The sequence below is a fragment of the Myxococcus sp. CA056 genome (assembly GCF_013336715.1).
GTDB lineage: Bacteria > Myxococcota > Myxococcia > Myxococcales > Myxococcaceae > Myxococcus > Myxococcus llanfairpwllgwyngyllgogerychwyrndrobwllllantysiliogogogochensis.
On sequence record NZ_JABUMT010000066.1, the window covers coordinates 1 to 395 of the forward strand.

General features: G+C 66.6%; 1 pseudogene. It reads right to left on the reverse strand.

Annotated features, from left to right (window positions below):
• Positions 1 to 55 precede the first annotated feature (55 nt).
• Positions 56 to 395 (reverse strand): annotated as a pseudogene (locus HUA76_RS44845) (type IV pili twitching motility protein PilT); the annotation flags it as partial.

The following is a 395-nucleotide window of genomic DNA, read 5'->3' on the forward strand; positions in this document are numbered from 1 at the left end:
TCCACCTCGAAGGTCGTCATGTCCACTCCCCCAGCGAGCCGCGTGAGGCTCAAGCTCACTCGAACTCGAGCGCGCGCTGGAAGTCGGCCGGGTTCGAGGCCGCGCCCTGCGCGACCTCCAGGGTGATGATGCCCTCGCGGTAGAGCTGGGTGAGGTGCTGGTCGAAGGACTGCATGCCGAACATGTCGCGGCCCTTCTCGATGACGTCCTTCAATTCGTTGGCGCGGTCCTCGCGGATGTACTGCTCCACGGACTTCGTCTGCGTCATGATTTCCAGCGCCACCGTGCGGCCCTTGCCCGTCGCGCGGGGCAGCAGCCGCTGGGAGATGGTGGCCTTGAGGCAGTCCGCCAACCGCATGCGGACCATGACCTGCTCCTCGGCGGGGAACACCGAC